At 58.2% G+C, this 14,279-nt stretch carries 15 protein-coding genes; 1 reads left to right on the forward strand and 14 read right to left on the reverse strand.

The features are described from left to right. Window positions 1-119 precede the first annotated feature (119 nt). Window positions 120-902: a response regulator transcription factor gene (locus M1E02_RS06020; protein WP_479377202.1), complete on the forward strand. Its 783-nt coding sequence runs from the start codon at window positions 120-122 to the stop codon at window positions 900-902. 8 nt (window positions 903-910) lie between these two features. Here M1E02_RS06020 and M1E02_RS06025 read toward each other — a convergent pair whose 3' ends face one another. The 14 genes from M1E02_RS06025 to cpaB (M1E02_RS06090) form a co-directional block, all read right to left on the reverse strand. Next, window positions 911-1,369: an Hpt domain-containing protein gene (locus M1E02_RS06025; protein ID WP_479377203.1), complete on the reverse strand. Its 459-nt coding sequence runs from the start codon at window positions 1,367-1,369 to the stop codon at window positions 911-913. Between the two features lie 128 nt (window positions 1,370-1,497). Then, window positions 1,498-2,382 (reverse strand): type II secretion system F family protein, encoded by an 885-nt coding sequence (locus tag M1E02_RS06030; protein WP_479377204.1) that lies wholly within the window; start codon window positions 2,380-2,382, stop codon window positions 1,498-1,500. Between the two features lie 2 nt (window positions 2,383-2,384). Next, window positions 2,385-3,317, reverse strand: coding sequence for a type II secretion system F family protein (locus M1E02_RS06035; protein WP_479377205.1), 933 nt, complete (start codon window positions 3,315-3,317; stop codon window positions 2,385-2,387). Then, window positions 3,314-4,891 (reverse strand): CpaF family protein, encoded by a 1,578-nt coding sequence (locus tag M1E02_RS06040; RefSeq protein WP_479377206.1) that lies wholly within the window; start codon window positions 4,889-4,891, stop codon window positions 3,314-3,316. The genes M1E02_RS06035 and M1E02_RS06040 overlap by 4 nt, the downstream gene beginning before the upstream one ends. Then, on the reverse strand, window positions 4,892-6,094 hold the full coding sequence (locus tag M1E02_RS06045; RefSeq protein WP_479377207.1) for a CpaE/TadZ family protein: 1,203 nt from the start codon (window positions 6,092-6,094) through the stop codon (window positions 4,892-4,894). Next, window positions 6,091-6,864, reverse strand: a complete 774-nt coding sequence (gene cpaB / locus M1E02_RS06050; protein WP_479377208.1) for a Flp pilus assembly protein CpaB — start codon at window positions 6,862-6,864, stop codon at window positions 6,091-6,093. The genes M1E02_RS06045 and cpaB (M1E02_RS06050) overlap by 4 nt, the downstream gene beginning before the upstream one ends. Window positions 6,865-6,888: 24 nt before the next feature. After that, the gene (locus M1E02_RS06055) at window positions 6,889-7,851 is read right to left on the reverse strand and encodes a pilus assembly protein TadG-related protein (protein ID WP_479377209.1); all 963 of its coding nucleotides are present in this window, start codon (window positions 7,849-7,851) and stop codon (window positions 6,889-6,891) included. Further along, on the reverse strand, window positions 7,839-8,225 hold the full coding sequence (locus M1E02_RS06060; RefSeq protein WP_479377210.1) for a TadE/TadG family type IV pilus assembly protein: 387 nt from the start codon (window positions 8,223-8,225) through the stop codon (window positions 7,839-7,841). The genes M1E02_RS06055 and M1E02_RS06060 overlap by 13 nt, the downstream gene beginning before the upstream one ends. A gap of 110 nt (window positions 8,226-8,335) precedes the next feature. Continuing rightward, entirely contained in the window at window positions 8,336-8,578 is a 243-nt protein-coding gene (locus tag M1E02_RS06065) for a Flp family type IVb pilin (RefSeq protein ID WP_479377211.1), read from the reverse strand. A gap of 336 nt (window positions 8,579-8,914) precedes the next feature. Next, entirely contained in the window at window positions 8,915-9,796 is an 882-nt protein-coding gene (locus tag M1E02_RS06070) for a type II secretion system F family protein (protein WP_479377212.1), read from the reverse strand. A gap of 15 nt (window positions 9,797-9,811) precedes the next feature. Beyond that, on the reverse strand, window positions 9,812-10,543 hold the full coding sequence (locus tag M1E02_RS06075; protein ID WP_479377213.1) for a type II secretion system F family protein: 732 nt from the start codon (window positions 10,541-10,543) through the stop codon (window positions 9,812-9,814). Window positions 10,544-10,764: 221 nt separating this feature from the next. After that, window positions 10,765-12,102 (reverse strand): CpaF family protein, encoded by a 1,338-nt coding sequence (locus M1E02_RS06080; protein ID WP_479378077.1) that lies wholly within the window; start codon window positions 12,100-12,102, stop codon window positions 10,765-10,767. Window positions 12,103-12,260: 158 nt separating this feature from the next. Further along, window positions 12,261-13,466 carry a CpaE/TadZ family protein gene (locus tag M1E02_RS06085; RefSeq protein WP_479377214.1) on the reverse strand — a complete coding sequence of 402 codons (1,206 nt, stop codon included), beginning with the start codon at window positions 13,464-13,466 and terminating at the stop codon, window positions 12,261-12,263. Continuing rightward, window positions 13,463-14,254, reverse strand: coding sequence for a Flp pilus assembly protein CpaB (gene cpaB, locus M1E02_RS06090; protein ID WP_479377215.1), 792 nt, complete (start codon window positions 14,252-14,254; stop codon window positions 13,463-13,465). Before cpaB (M1E02_RS06090) ends, M1E02_RS06085 begins: the two co-directional genes overlap by 4 nt. Between the last annotated feature and the right edge of the window lie 25 nt (window positions 14,255-14,279).

The following is a 14,279-nucleotide window of genomic DNA, read 5'->3' on the forward strand; positions in this document are numbered from 1 at the left end:
ATTCGTGATGAAAAAAAGGCGTGCTAAGTGACAATGAGCCTTGTAGCGTAGATAGTGTTGCAGTGAATGCCACATTGGCGCTGGGCAGATGAGGGAATTCACCGGACATGGGGTAACAAATGAACGATCTTGGGGTGGCCGTCGTAATCGAAGACGACGCCGACATGCGTAACCTTTTGGAGGCGGTTTTGGGGCAAGCCGGCTTTGAGGTCCATTCGGCGGCTGACGGACGTCAGGGAGTTGAAATTGTGCGTGAGCATCAAGCCAATATTGTGACGCTTGATGTGGGGCTGCCGGACATCGACGGCTTCGAGGTGCTTCGGCGAATCCGCAATTTCAGCGATGCCTATGTGGTGATGCTGACTGGCCGGACCGAAGAGCCCGACGTGTTGATGGCTCTTCACGCCGGCGCGGACGACTACATCGCCAAACCTTTCCGACCTCGCGAACTACGGGCCAGGGTCGCCGCAATGATGCGTCGGCCCAGATACCAAGGTGAAGGCGTGCAGCCGCCGTCGGCTCCAGCTGCTTCGGCAGTTCCGGCCGTCCAGCAGGACACAGCTGTCCTGCGGCACAACGGGCTGGACCTGAACCGCAAAACCCGTTCAGTCGTGCTCCGCGGTGAGGCATTAGGGCTTACCCGCAGCGAGTTCGACCTTCTGCACGAACTGCTCCGCGGTGGGGGCGCCGTGTGCACGAAGGCTGATCTGGTACGCGTGGTCCGGGGCGATTACTACGAAGAAAATACGTATATCAGCGAATCGGACGAGCGGGCAGTTGAAGTTCACATCGGCAACCTCCGCCGGAAACTCCGTGAGGATCCCCAGTCACCGCGATGGCTTCAGACGGTGCGTGGAGTAGGTTACCGGCTGGCTCCGTCCAAGCCGGAAGAGTCCAGCTGAGGCAAACCCTACTCTGCGACCTCCAGGTAACTGAACCGAAGCTCGCGGATGGTTTGCCCGCCGTGGTCAGCAACGTCTGCCAGGACGGCATTTGCCGCAGTATAGTCCTCACGGCGGATGAGCTTTTCCAAGCTTTCGGCGAGCCATGCCAGCCGCTGTGCGCCCACCATGGACGAGGAGATCTTCAGGCTGATCACAGCATCCATTGCTGCTGGCCAGTCCTGGGTTGCGATGGCCGCGGCCAAACGACGGAACCGCTGTTCCCACATATCCGTGTAGTCACCGACGAACCTCAGTGCTACGGTCCGGCCATCCAGTTGGTCTTCGAGGTCCTTCAACACTGCGGGGTCCACGAGCAGAAGATCGTGCACTCCAAACTCTGATGCCAAGCCGGCGTGCCCGAGCGGTGCTGCTGGCAAGAAGCGGCTGACACCGCCATCACTGGACAAAGGGCTTGAAAAGGACATGGGTTAAGGCTACTTCCTGATTTGGCGGAACTGGCCGCCCTCGGCATATCCTGCGGAAACATTGTGGCTTCCTTGAGAGCCTGAACGCGGGCTTCCCAGCCTGGTCAGGTGCCGCTTGGCCACGCTCATCATTGGCCGCTGAAAGTGGTGATGGCGTTGATGACCGCAGGGCCCAGAATGGCGATAAAGAGCACAGGAAAGATGAAGAAAAGCAGGGGAAAGAGAATGCTCACGGGAAGCTTCATGGCTTTCTCCTCAGCCCGTTGACGGCGCTTCACCCTCATCACCTTGGCCTGGACTCTCAGTACCCGGCTGATGGCAATGCCATAGGTGTCAGCCTGGACGATCGCCTGGACAAAGCTGCGCAACTCGGGAAGGTTCGTCCGCTCGGCGAGCGCGAGATACGACTCCCGACGGCTGCGACCCACTTGCATGTCCTGGAGGGTTCGCACCAGCTCTTCGGCCAATGGGCCTTTGCCATTTTCGCCGGCGCGGGCCATGGCACCTTCGAAACCGAGTCCAGCTTCGACAGCGATGAGCATCTGATCCAAGGTGTTGGCCAGTTCAAGCTGCATGGCCTTCTGTCGTTCCATTCCTTTGCTGTAAAGCATGAGGTCGGGAATGAAGTATCCAAGGAAGAGCACGAAAAGGCCCACAAGCTTGATGAGTGGAGCAGGGCTGCTGGTACTGATCAGGAGTCCCAGCGCAGCACCGATCAGTCCCAAGACCGGTTTCATTGCCAGGATCCGGCCCAGCGGCCAAGCTACAGGCCTGCCGGCGAGCGAAAGCAACCTGTCGAGTTTTCGGACATAGGCTGTCGGCGTTAGACGGTAACCAATGGTGGAAAGTAAGTCGCTGCTGCTTTTCTCCGGAGCGTCCGTGTTCTGCCGGCCGCGCGTCAGGATATCCACTGTGGCTGTCCGGCTCTTGCGGTCAACGGAGAGGATGGACCAGGTGAGATAGCCGATGGACAGGGCCACCAGCAGGAGCGAGGACATTATCAGTGGATTCATGATCAGAACTTCAGATCGATGATTTTGCGCATCCACAAACTTCCGATTGTCATGAGGACGACGGAGAACCCCATCATGATCCAGCCCAGGGGGTTGGTGAACATCGGATTCATGTACCCCGGGTTTACCGCCATGAGCATGACCACGATTCCTATGGGCATCGCGATCAGAATGTAGGCGGAGAATTTTCCCTCTGCCGCCAGAGCCTTGATGTGACCCTTGATTTCGGCTCGCTCCCTAATAGTTTCGTTCACTTGATCGAGCACCTCTGCCAAGTTGCCGCCTACCTCGCGGTTGATCTGGATTGCCTGGGCTATCCAGACGAAGTCTTCGTTCTTCATCCGCTCGGAGGTGTCCGTCAACGAAGCCAGCATGTCGCGTCCAAGGCTGGTTTCGGTGATTACCCGGCGCATTTCTTCCGACGTCGGGCTCTGCGATTCATTGGCGGCGGCATCGATGGCGCGAAGGATACTGTGCCCGGCACGAAGGCCCCCGGCGAGAAGCTGAAGGGTGTCGCCGAGCTGTTGGTCGAATTTGTTGCGCCGTTTGCTTCCTAAGAAATTCAGGATCAGATGGGCAACAAAAGGTGCAAGGAAAAACAGGAGGATGGCGAGGACGGGTCCAACCACAATCAGTCCTGTCAGGGCACCAACAACTCCACCGGCCAGAACCAGGACGATGAATTCCGCCTGGGTCATGCGAAGTCCTGCGTGCTCCAACGCATCCCGGTTGAAGAGGCGAAGATTTCCGCCGGCGAGGGCTTTGTCAAAGGTACCGACCGTCTTACCGGCGATACGGGTGAGCTGCGAGGGAGGGCTGCCTTCGAAAGGCCGCCGTCTGTTGAGGGGTATTTCCGGAGCGGGGCGGACGATAAGGGCAACGCCGAAGAGAACGGCCGCAGCAAGAAAAAGAACTGCTCCGACTGTCAACATCATGGCCGGCCCGCGTTCGGGACGGCTGGAGCAGCAGGAGTGGCGAAGACCCCCGGGGACACGTGGATGCCCAGATCTTCAAAGCGGTCGATAAACCGAGGCCGGATTCCGGTGGCTACAGGGCTACCCATGAACCGGCCGTGCTGATCGACGCCCGCTGAGTAGTCAAAAACAAAAGCATCCTGAAGCGTGACGATGTCGCCTTCCATGCCCTGGACTTCCGTGACGTGGGTGATTCGCCGTGTGCCGTCCCGCAGACGGGAAATCTGGACGATGAGGTTCACGGCAGAAGCAATTTGTTCGCGAATGGCCCTCAGCGGCAGGTCCATGCCCGCCATCAGTACGAGTGTTTCGAGGCGTGCGACGGCATCGCGAGGAGAGTTGGAGTGCACGGTCGAGAGGGACCCATCATGCCCGGTGTTCATGGCCTGAAGCATGTCCAGGGACTCTCCGCCACGGACCTCGCCCACCACTATGCGGTCGGGCCGCATCCGGAGGGAATTTCGGAGCAGCTCGCGGATTGTCACTTCTCCCTTCCCCTCGGTATTAGGTGGACGGCTTTCCAGCCTCACCACATGCTCCTGCTGGATCTGGAGCTCGACGGCGTCCTCGATAGTCACGATTCGTTCATTCGCCGGAAGGAAAGATGAAAGCACGTTCAGAAGGGTTGTTTTCCCGGTGCCCGTGCCACCGGAAACAATGATGTTGAGCTTTGCCTTTACACAGGCGTTCAGCAGCTCCGCCATCTCAGGCGTGAGTGTGCCGAAATCGATCAGGTTCCGAACCGTCAGGGGCACCTTGCTGAATTTTCGGATGGTGAGTGAAGACCCACCAACGGCCAGGGGAGGGATCACAGCGTTGACGCGGGAGCCATCCTCAAGCCTGGCGTCAACCAGGGGCGAAGATTCGTCAATGCGCCGCCCCACCTTGGACACGATCCGTTCAATTACCTTCCGCAGATGTGCCTCGGAACTGAAGCGGGAATCAGTCAGCGTCAATTGTCCCTTGCGCTCCACGTAGATCTGGTCCATGCGGTTCACCATGATCTCGGTGACAGCCGGATCGTCAAGCAGCCGCTGGAGCGGCCCGTAACCCAAGACGTCGTCGGCCACGTCACGAACAAGCCGTGATCGCTCCTCTGCTGAAAGGGGAACCTGTTCGGTGTCGATAATCCTCGTCAGCTCTTCGCGCGCGCTGGTCCTGAGCTCATGTTCGGTGACCGCAGAATCGTTAAAGCGCGATCCCATGCGCTCAAACAACGCGGTAGCGGCCCGCTCTTTGAGGGCGGCAAACACATCAACCGGTTGCTGCGATTTCGGTTTGACCAGATCAAGCTGATCAACGAAACCCCCACCGGAAGGAGCGCTCGCCGCTGCTGCGTGGGGAGCATGGGGTGCTTCCAGACTCGACTTGGTGCCTTGACGGCTGATAGCAGTGAGCCTGGATTCACTCGGCTTAGAAGGGCTTGGCAGTGCTACCCGGGTGTTGTGGGCGGCGGCGGGAGAGGCTCCCGCTACGGTTGCCTGTTGCGGTTGCCCCTTTACTTGGGCCGCCTGGATGCGTTCCGAGAGTTTCATTTAGACAACCACCCTTCGGTGCAGCTTTCGTTGGGCCTGTGCGCGCCAGGTTGGATTGAACCTCTCGACAAGTTGGCGAAGCCCTTTGGTGGCCGGATCTTTAACAGGCTCCTGGAGAACAGGAATGCCTCGATTGGTGGAAAAGGCGACGGCCCTGGAACGAGGGATGCTGATGTCGACGGGAGCGCCGATAGTGGACTCGACGTCCTGGACTGTCAGACCGGCCTTGGCATCAGCCATGTTGAGGACTACGTGACGCGTCTCGGGCAGTATGTCGAGTTGGCGCAGGACATCCAGCCCGGAGCGCAGTCCGCGCACACTCGGGATGTCCATGCCGCTGACCCACACAACGTCAGTGCACCGTTCCATGGCGGCCAAGCCGATCTCGGGGAGACCAGGAGCAGTGTCCACCACAACGTACTGGAACTCCTCCGCCAACTGCTCCAGCAGGCGGCTGATCTGTTCGGGGGCGATTTCATCGGCTTCCACCGGATTAGGCGGCGCGCACAAGGCGTAGATGCTCCCGGGATGGACGGTCAGGAATGCTTTCAGAACCAGGGAGTCCTGGGCTGCAGCCGGCGAAACTGCGTCTGTAACATTGTGCTCCGGATCCAAATAGAGCCCTGAGGCAACATCGCCGAACTGCAAGTCAAGGTCCACAATTACTACACTCATCGGCGCGATCTTGCCGAGCCCGATAGCGATGTTGGTTGCAATTGTCGTCTTGCCCACTCCACCTTTGGGTGAGAACACACCTATAACGAGCCCTTTGGGTGTGCTTGGACTCCCTGGCTGTTTCGGTTCCTGCGCCCTATGGCGGCTTACAAACGATTGGCACGCCCGTTCCAAGAGCACCCGGATCTGGGCGGGATCGGAAGCGGGGCTGAGAATATCGCGAATGCCTGCGCGCATGGCGTGCAGGATGAACGATGGATCCGGTTCATTGACCAGGACGACGCTCAGCTCGGGAAACCCGACGGCCAACACTGTGGAGAGGCGGAGTGCGTCCTCCACGGCAACTTCGGGACCCAGGATAAGGACCTGGGGAAATTCCTGGTCAAGCTGGGCAAACAGCTCGTGGGGATCAGCGGGCAAAGTACTGGTAAAGAAGGTTTGGACTCCTCCTTGGAGTCCGCCGGCTACGGCCTGACGCACACGGCTGTCGAACCCGACGTCGGGAGTTACCAGTACGAAGCGGCTCACTTGTACACCTCCGTGCGTTCAAAGATGCGGGGTCCGTTGTCTTGCGCGTCAAGGGGTTCTCGTGTGAGCCAGATACTCGCAAACTCGGATGCGAAAATAATTTTGGCTGCGTCCACGTCGTTCACTGCCACAGTGAGCATCAGTGAACCTGTGGGGAGGGTGGAGTCCCGGCGGTTTGCCTCCGGGGCAGCGCTCGCGGATGGGGCAGGCTTTTCGTCAGCTTCTGCTTCCGGGGCACGTTGCACTGCCGTCACCAAGGCCTTGTGAACGGACAGCTGAGTGGTTTCTTTGTCTGGTTTGGCTTCAATTCCGCCCTCCGCCATCGAGATGAATACGCCGACGTGATCGCCGGGTGTTATCCGCCCGCCGACGACGCGCTGGGGCTCCAGTTGGAAGGACACCTCCTGCAGCCCTGCGGGTACCTTGACCGATCCGGATGCCTTCAATTCTCCAGGTGCCACGAGGCGCTCCTCGACAAGCTGTTCACCCGGAACGAGGTCCACTGCAGCTACTTTGCCTGTGATGCCGTCGAGGGACTTAAGGGAGCTCTTGGTAACGGATGCGCCAGGCAATTGTTCAAGGGCAACCGACGTCTTGATGGCTTCGACGGACGTACCGGCTGGGATCGCCGTTTTGACTACCAGGACACCCACGGGTTCCATGTTTTGAACCGCCCGCTGGTCTGCTCCCTGGGCGTAGGTGAACATCAGCACGGCGCCGATGATGGCCAGCACTACCGCTGCAACGCCTGCCAACAATCGTGACTTCACTTACTTGCTCCTGTACTTCGGAAACTATTGAGAGATGCGAATGATGGTGGTTCCGTAGTCCTCAGCAGTGCCAAGTTCGAGGGCGTCGGACAAGGAAACAAACTTTTCGAAGTAGCCCCTGAGTGTCTTGTTCCTGATATTCCCGCCGGCGGTCCAACTGTGGCTTTCGAACCTGTAGCCCGTGACGTGAAAGGCAGCAAAGCCCTTGACGTAATACTTTCCACTGGAGCCGTTTCCCGTAGCAACGTCATACAAAGGGAGAAGCACGGTTTGATCTTGCAGAGTACTGACGTCCGAATCGGTGCATGCGCTGGGCACGCTGGCACCGGTTTTGCTGGTGAACCATATCCCCGAGTTGCTTGCCTGGCCAGCTGAAACGGTGACGCCGCATGTACCATTCCCGGACTCAATCCAACTGAATCCTCCTGGAATCTCTCCACAGCCGCCCGTATCGAAGTCCAGCACCTGCTCGGAAGCAGTAGAAGAACCAGACAAGAGATTCAGCTTGCATTGCGGAATCGCCAGAGGAAGAATCAGCTTTGCCTTAGACGGGGTGCCCCAATTTACGCTTGTGCTGGCATCCACCTCCGCGCTGGATATGCCTAGTGCCTGCGCAAAGAAGAGAGTAACTGTGTTAGCCGGCTGGCCTTGCTCCTGGGCCCCGGCTGTCACCTTGACCGTCTTGTTGACTTTGTCCAGGACGATGGACTTTACGTTGCTTCGACCATCCAGGGCGTTGCCGTTGACAATGGAGGCTGCGTAGGTGGAGGTGGAGGAGCACTGGGGGTCGGCGGAATCCTTCGCGCATTTCTGTGCCACCAGCAGGGCGGCCGCATCAGCACCATTCTGGAGCTGTGCCTTCTCGGAGTAAAGCATTCCCACGTCGATGGCGACCGCCGCGAAGCCGAGCAGGGTCACCATAAGAAGGGCTACGATGACGCTGATGCCGCCACGCTCGTTGTCCTGGCGTAAATTTAGCCGTTGCACAGCATGACTCCTTTGCCACTCATCTGGAACGGTCCCGCAATACCAGTCAGCGTGCTCAGCGAGTAGGTGATTGTCACCGTCATCTGGTGGCTGGACGTACAGCTGCTCGTGCCGTTGGTGGCGCTGAAGGCGATATTGGAGTCAACGAGGGCGGGGCTGAGGGAAACTGCCGCATTCCTGGCAGCTGTTCTGGCCGAGGCCGGGTTATTGGAGACTGCCATCACCCGCACGCCCTCGCGGGCGGCGGAGGTCAGGGAGAGTTGTGCGTTGTAGGCCCGGCCAAACTCCATGATGCCCATGAGGATCATAATGAGAACGGGTGCCAAGATAGCGAATTCAACCGCCACGGCGCCGTGTTCGGATGCCCTGGACATGGTGTCGCCTTTCCACAGATTGTACGAATCAACTCGGGTGGCGGCTAGGTTCTGCCGCCACCCGAGTTGACTGATGCCTCCGTCGCGAAACAGCGGCTAACGTTCGGGACCTATGAGCAAGTGGCTCCGACTCGCGGAGCCGTTGCGGTTGCGGGAACAGCTTCGTCGAAGTCGCCGCCGGAGATTGAACACTGAACCTGCACAAACATGTCCGTAAGAGTGCTGCCAAGGAGTGTGACGGCAACGATGATGACAACGGCGATGAGGCCGACCATGATGCCGTATTCGACGGCAGTTGCGCCCTTTTCTTCGAGGCGAAGGCGGGCTGCGACTTTGGTGTAGAGAGAAAGCATTTGAGACTCCTGAGCGAGTTGAGGGGGAGGGAGCTGGTCCTGCACCGGCTCTGAAAAAAACATAGCAACGCTTGACGGAGGCTTGACCGGAACTCACAACATCCTGTGCTAAGGCTTCCCAATCGGCCCTTTTTCCTGCACAAATCCTGCGCAACCTGCGGTTTCACTTGGCTTTAGCTCAAGACTGCTGTTCGTCGGCGTGTGTTCTCTTTCAGGCTCAAATAGTTTGAGCACACACAAGAGGACCCCCCGCGGTCTGGGTTCCGCGGGAGGTCCGGTCTTGGGGCTGCCTCCAAAAGATGGCCATTGCTGGTTGTGCCAGCAAACGCGAGGAGGCTACATCGACGCGAAGAGCTCGATAATGGTCAACGTTGTCGGGCCAAGGACAACTATGAAGAGAGCGGGAAGGATAAAGAAGATGAGAGGAAAGAGCATCTTGACGGGCATTTTCATGGCGTGCTCCTCCGCGCGTTGCTTCCGCTTGATACGCATATCCTGCGCCTGGGCTTTCAGGACACTGGCGATGGCAACGCCGTAAGCATCAGCTTGAATAACGGCCCTGATGAAACTGCGAACATCCGGAACGTCCACTCTCTCCGCTAAAGCCAAATATGCATCCTTGCGCGAGCGTCCTACTTGAATGTCCTGCAGAGTCCTGATCAGTTCGTCGGCTAGGGGCCCACTCCCGTTGCTGCCGGCGCGTCCCATAGCCATTTCGAAACCCAGTCCCGCCTGAACCGAGATCAACATCTGGTCCAAGGCATTCGGCAGCTCAAGCCGGATAGCGGCCCTACGCTTTTGGGCATTGCTTCTCAGCAGGAGGTCGGGTACGAAATAGCACAGTGCCGTCATGGCAAGGAGGATCAGGAACGAAGGCGCTGAGGGGGAGAGCAGGAGCAACAGGCCGCCTAGTACGGCTCCGGCGAAGGCCAAGAGAGGCTTAATGGTCACTACCCGCTCGAGAGGCCAGCTTTTCGGCCTCCCCGCTCCTGCCAATTGCTGGTCCAACCAGCCAGCATAGCCCTTGGGGGTCATCCGCTGCCCAAGCTGTGTCAGCTTCTCGTTGACATTTAGACCGGCTCTCTTCTCCTTCGATTTCCGGCCCAGGTTGGCTTGGATATTTCTCATGCCTGCCCGATCGCCGGAGATCACAAGGAAGGTGAGAACTGTAACTGGCGCCACGATGGCCAGGATTCCTGCGTATGCGAGTGCCTGCATCGAAAACACCGACTTTCAGAACTTTGGTTTGATGAGTTGCTTGAGCCACAAGCCACCCACCGTTAGTAGGACAATTGCCGCCGCGATCAACACGTAACCCGGCAGAGTAGTAAAGAATGTGCGCGCATAGAGCGGATTGAAGAGTGTCAGGCCGACGAACATCACAACAGGCAGCGCCATGAGTACCAGGGCTGAAATTCTGCCTTCCGCACTCAATGCCCGGATCTGCCCTCGTACTTGATTGCGGTCCCGTACCGTTGCCCCCAAGTGATCAAGAACCTCCGCGAGGTCCCCTCCCACTTCCCTATGAATTTCTATTGCTTGCGCGATAGCCATGAAGTCTTCGCTATCTGCTCGCTTAGCCACGTCTGCAAGTGACTCGCCAAGGTCCCGCCCGATTCTCGTTTCATTCACGATGCGGCTCAGTTCCTCGGTCATCGGAATCTGGCTTTCCTGGCCTGCCGCATCAACGGCCCGCAGGAGGCTGTGGCCTGCTCGCAGGCCTCCCGCCAACATTTGGATCGTGTCGGGAACCTGCTGTTCAAAAGTCTTTCGACGGCGTGATGCCAGCATGTTGAGCACCAAATGGAACACAAGAGGCGACGCCAACGCCATGAGTATTGCTGGAACTACACCGCCCAGAAGGAATCCGGTAGCTGCTGCAAGTAGAGCGGCAACGCCGGCGATCAACAGGTAATCGCCAGGGTCCTTTTTCAGACCGCATTCGTCTAAGCGATCACGGCTCAAAAACCCATTCCCTCCCTGTCTCAGGCCTCGGTTCAGTGCACCAACGGTTTGATCCGTTAGGCGGGTTAGCCTGGAGGAATGCACGACTGCATCGGGACGCCGGCGGGAAAGGTCTATGCCCGTGCGGGATTTGAATGCAACCCAACCCATTAGAAACAGCGCCAAGTAAGCGAGGAACAACCCAACAACCAGAATTACTGGTGACGTCTCTTGCGGCATAGCTACCGACCTCGTCCCGTATGGCCGGGAGCGGAAACGGCACCAAAGACGGCCGGCGAAATGGGAATACCCAGCTCGGCAAAGCGATCCGTGAATCGAGGACGGACACCTGTAGGAACGGGCTTCCCCAGGAACCGGCCGTTGGCGTCCACGCCGGCACTATAGTCAAAGACGAAGGCATCCTGAAGGGTAACGATATCCCCTTCCATCCCCTGGACCTCGGTTATGTGGGTAACTCGTCTGGTGCCGTCCCGAAGCCTGGAGATGTGCACGATGAGGTTTACAGCAGAAGCTACCTGCTCTCGGACCGCCCGCAAGGGAATGTCCATCCCAGCCATAAGTACCAAGGTTTCAAGCCTGGCGATAGCATCTCGCGGTGTATTGGCGTGGACTGTGGAGATAGATCCATCGTGGCCCGTGTTCATGGCTTGCAGCATGTCGAGGCACTCCCCGCCACGGACTTCGCCGACAACGATCCGATCGGGGCGCATGCGCAACGAGTTCTTGACGAGGTCCCGGATCGAAACTTCGCCTTTGCCCTCGATATTCTGGGGCCTGCTTTCAAGTCGAATCACGTGGTCCTGCTGCAGTTGAAGTTCTACCGCATCTTCAATAGTGACGATCCTGTCATCGGCAGGAATAAACGACGACAGGACATTGAGGAGCGTCGTCTTTCCCGTTCCCGTACCACCGGAAACGATGATGTTCATTCTGGCGAGTACACACGCTTGAAGGAGTTCCGCCATCTCGGGTGAAAGGCTACCCAAGGCGATCAGGTTGTGAACTGTCAGCGGGTCCCGCCCAAACTTCCGGATGGTCAGGGCCGGGCCGTTTACGGCCAGTGGGGGAATGATGGCATTGACACGTGAGCCGTCGGCTAGTCGGGCGTCGACGAGCGGCGATGACTCATCGATTCGGCGTCCAACTTTGGAGACAATTCGTTCAATGACCCGTCGGAGTGCTTCGTCGGAGCTGAACTTTGTGTCGGTCATGAAGAGCCGCCCCTGCCGTTCCACGTAAACCTGGTCAAACCGGTTCACCATGACCTCGGTGATGGATGGATCGTCGAGGAACCGTTGGATAGGCCCGTGTCCAAGAACGTCGTCAATTATTTCGCGGATGAGCCGTTGGCGCTCGGAGCCGGATAGGGGAACCTGCTCCTCGTCGACCACGAGTTTGAGTTCGTCCCTTACATACTGATGGAGCTCTGCCTCTTCAAGAGAAGAGTCTGTAATGCGTGATCCGAGACGCTCATAAAGCGCCTGACTGGCACGTTCCTTGAGGGTGCTGAGTGCCTCGCTGGCTACTCCGGCAGTCTGTGGTGCCTCCAATTCGACTATGGCGCTAGCTGCTGCTTCCGCAGTTTTGGCTTCATGTATTTTGCCAAGAGTGGAAGGAGAAGGAGGCGCTTGGAACGCAGCGGCGTAAGGGCTCTGAGGCTTCGACTCCTGGGCTGGTTTTGATTCGCCCCGTAGTTGCTGAAAACGATCTGTGAGACTCACTGCACTACCGCCCTTCTGTGGAGCTGCTTATGCGGTCTGGCTTCCCAGCTCGGCTTGAATCGGTCGACGAGCTTTCGCAAGCCCTTCGCAGCGGGGTCCCGACTGCCGTCCTGGAGCACCGGGATTCCCTTGTTTGTGGAGAACGGGAGGGTTTTTGAGCGAGGTAGAACAACATCAACAGGCGCTCCGATCGTCGCCTCGACGTCCTGGAGAGTGAGGCCTGCCCGGCGGTCTGCCATGTTCAGTACCACGTGGCGTTGGGACGGCATCAGGTTCAGTTCATTAAGGATCTGAAAACCGGTGCGAAGGCCACGAATACTGGGAATGTCCATTCCGCAGATCCATACCGCATCGGTGGCCTGCTCCAATGTTGCAAGCACGTGTTCCCCTAATCCCGGTGCTGTATCCACGATGATGTAGTGGAACTCTTGGCGGAGTTGAGTGAGTAACCGGGTCACGTGTTCGCCGGATATCCTGTCCATTTCGACGGGGTTCTGAGGTGCACACAGCGCATAGATACCTGAGGGATGAACAGTCAGGTATGTTTTCAGAACCATAGAGTCCTGACTGGCCGCTCCCACAACAGCGTCCGTGATGGTGTGCTCAGGATCGAGCATCAGTCCGCTGGCAACGTCTCCAAATTGGAGATCCAGGTCCACAATCACAACACTCATTGGTGCGGCTTGTCCCAATCCAACAGCCAGGTTGGTCGCAACGGTCGTTTTGCCTACGCCACCCTTAGGTGACATGACGGCGATGACCCGTCCGCCTTCTCCATGGTCTGCATGTTCTGACGTACCCGGAGCGAGGCCCCGGCGGCGGCCGGCGGCAGCGAGACTTGCCCGCTCGAGAATTATCCGGATGGCGTCCGGATCTGCGGACGGATCCAAGAGGTCCCTGACACCTGACCTCATAGCCTGAATGACCACGTCTGAGGACTCAGGGACTACCAGGACGACGCTGATCTCCGGGTACTGGAGATCCATGATGGCTGCGAGCTTCAGGGAGTCATCGACAGGCAGTCCCGGCCCCAGGACCAGTACCTCCGGGGGCTCACCGACAAGTTGCCGAAGGAAGTCCTGCGGTCCTTCCGGCAGGTAATCGGCCGCAAATGTCTGCAAGGTGCCGGGCATGCCGGATGTAGCAAGGCGGAGGCGGCGTTCAAAGTCAGTATTTGGTGTGATCAGTACGAAGCGGCTCATTGGAATATCCTTGTCGTATCCACTACGCCCCGATTGCTCTCCACAGCGTTTTCTGGCTCCTTGGAGAGGTAGATCTTGCCGAACTCCGTCGCAAAAACAATACGTTCCGCATCTGAGGAGTTGCGCGCAATGGTTATCAGGTAGGTGCCGTCGCTGGCTGCTTCCTTTTTAGCGGAGGCAGCGCCTCCGGCTGGCGTTTCTGTCGGGCCGGATTGTGACTTGGCCGCGCTGCCGTTGCTGTACTGGGCCGCCGTGACCAGAACCTTGTGAAAAGAGAGCTGAGTGCCGCTGAACTCCTTGGTGGTCACACCAGTGGTGGCGTCAATGGTGGCATCTTCGAGAGATATAAAAACCCCAACGGTATCGCCTGCCTTGATGCTGCCCCCTACTACCCGTTCAATAGGCAGTTTCAGAGTGATCTCCTGCAGTCCCTCAGGAACCTGGACCCGTGAAGGACCGAGGAATGAGCCGGAGTCGACCATGCGGGTTGCGAGCAACTGCTCACCCGGAACCAACGAGACGCCTGTAACTTTGCTGCCCAGCTCGTTCAGGTCAGTCACGGTGTCCGCGGCCACCGCTAACTTCGGTACTTCCTTCTTGACCACGGAACCTGCTAGTTTATCCGCGCTCGTTCCGGCAGCAACCGGTTTTTCAACGACATATACTGCAGTAGTTTCGGTATTTGCCAAGGCACGCTTGTCCGCGGTTTGGACGTATGAGACCAATAGCACTGTTCCTATAATTGCCACAAGCAATGCGGCGATGCCTCCCAGTAGGCGTGTTTTCACTTTTTCCCCTTAGAACATAGACCTA

Source organism: Arthrobacter sp. Z5-13 (assembly GCF_056499105.1).